The following is a 1,554-nucleotide window of genomic DNA, read 5'->3' on the forward strand; positions in this document are numbered from 1 at the left end:
CCTCTGTCAGATCGGGCAAATCAGTGGTCGGCTGGAGGTCCAGGCCGAACTGGCGGGCCAGATGGCCCAGCAGCACCGGCGTCACGGCCGCCATGCCGGACGGTCCCCCCAAGTCTACCACCGAGGTCACCTGCAGCCCTTGGTAGCCACAGGGGTTGATGCGGTGGAACGGCTCCAGGTCCATGGCCACATTGAAGGCCAGCCCGTGGAAGGTGCAGCCGCGGCGGACCCGGATGCCCAGCGCGGCGACCTTCGCGCCGCCCACATAGACCCCGGGCGCCCCGTCCAGCCGTTCAGCGCCGATATTCCATTCGTCGAGCGTATCGATGATCGCCTGCTCGATCCGGCACACATAGTCGCGCACCCCGATCCCCAGCCGGCGCAGCTGCAGCAGCGGGTAGACCACGATCTGGCCGGGCCCGTGGTAGGTCACCTGGCCGCCGCGGTCCACGTGCAGCACCGGGATGTCGCCCGGCGCCAGCACGTGCTCGTCCTTGCCGGCCTGGCCCAGGGTGAACACCGGGTCGTGCTCGACCACCCACAGCTCGTCGGCCGTGCTGTCGTCGCGGTTGTCGGTGAACCGCTGCATGGCATGCCAGACCGGCGCATACGGCTGCCGGCCGAGCTGGCGCACCCGCGCCGGCTGCGGCGGACGGGCACCCGGGCTGGGAACGCTGTCGCAGGCGGCTACAGCGTCCACTTCACTTCCGGGTGGTCACGCAGCGCGGCGTGGGCGGCGTCGTACTGTTCGCGGCTGTCGGCCTTGAACACCAGTCGCACCGACACATATTTGCCGTTGGACGAGTGTTTCCAGCTGACCCGCTCGGTCAGTACTTCAACGCCGGCCTGCTCAAGCAGGCGCGGCAATTCGCGTTCAAGCTCCTGGCCGGCCGCGCCCATGGCGCTGAGTTCGAACTGGCCGGGGAACTGGAAGCCGTGGTCGGGGTTGTCAGACGTGATCTCCATGACCGCGATTATGGGGACGCCGGCGCCCGAACCCAAGCGCTGCATGATCGTGCCCATAGCTGCACCCAACGCTACGTGAAAATCGCCCTTCACCAGCAAAACGCTCCAGTGCGTGCGCGGGTATGGTCAGTACATCACGCGTTCACTACGCTGCATGCGCTTAAAAACAAAACAAATCCTGAGCGGGAATTCCATGTCGTTGAAGCCCTATGCGTTGTCGGCCGCACTTGCCGGCGCCCTGGCGTTCGTCGCCCCCGCGGTGCAGGCCGCCAACCAGTGCGGGCCCGACGCGATGCGCGAGCACCCCCCGCAGGTCAACTTCCGCGTCGACAACGACCTGTTCGGCGGGGCCGACCAGGACCAGGGCTACACCAACGGCGCCCAGCTGACCCTGGTCTCGCCCAATCTGGTGGACTACACCGACGACCCCTGCCTGCCCCGCCTGGCGCGCTGGGTCAACCGGCACCTGGAAAAGCTGCACCCGGGCGAGTTCGAGCAGCAGAACATGATCTTCAGCCTGGCCCAGGGCATCTTCACCCCCACCGATTTCACCCGGAAGGACCTGATCGAGGACGACCGGCCCTACGC

Annotated in this window: 3 protein-coding genes; 1 reads left to right on the forward strand and 2 read right to left on the reverse strand. The window is 67.2% G+C overall.

The genetic code is table 11. The features are described 5' to 3' along the window. Together lipB and DBR34_RS12295 are read right to left on the reverse strand one after the other, a co-directional pair. Window positions 1-700: lipoyl(octanoyl) transferase LipB (lipB, locus tag DBR34_RS12290; protein WP_128097005.1), on the reverse strand; the 700-nt coding region annotated here is incomplete at its 3' end. Beyond that, entirely contained in the window at window positions 688-966 is a 279-nt protein-coding gene (locus DBR34_RS12295; protein ID WP_128097003.1) for a DUF493 family protein, read from the reverse strand. The genes lipB and DBR34_RS12295, both read right to left, overlap by 13 nt. A 193-nt stretch (window positions 967-1,159) precedes the next feature. Between DBR34_RS12295 and DBR34_RS12300 the strand changes: the two genes are divergently transcribed. Further along, window positions 1,160-1,554, forward strand: a 395-nt coding sequence (locus DBR34_RS12300) for a lipid A-modifier LpxR family protein (protein WP_128097004.1), incomplete at its 3' end; no start/stop codon positions are given.

The sequence above is a fragment of the Stenotrophomonas sp. HMWF003 genome, from assembly GCF_003061285.1.
Taxonomy (GTDB): Bacteria; Pseudomonadota; Gammaproteobacteria; order Xanthomonadales; family Xanthomonadaceae; genus Stenotrophomonas; species Stenotrophomonas maltophilia_AP.

Excerpts from the sequence above, each read along its gene's own strand:
- DBR34_RS12295 (WP_128097003.1), bottom strand. The coding sequence starts at position 966 with ATGGAGATCACGTCTGACAACCCCGACCACGGCTTCCAGTTCCCCGGC.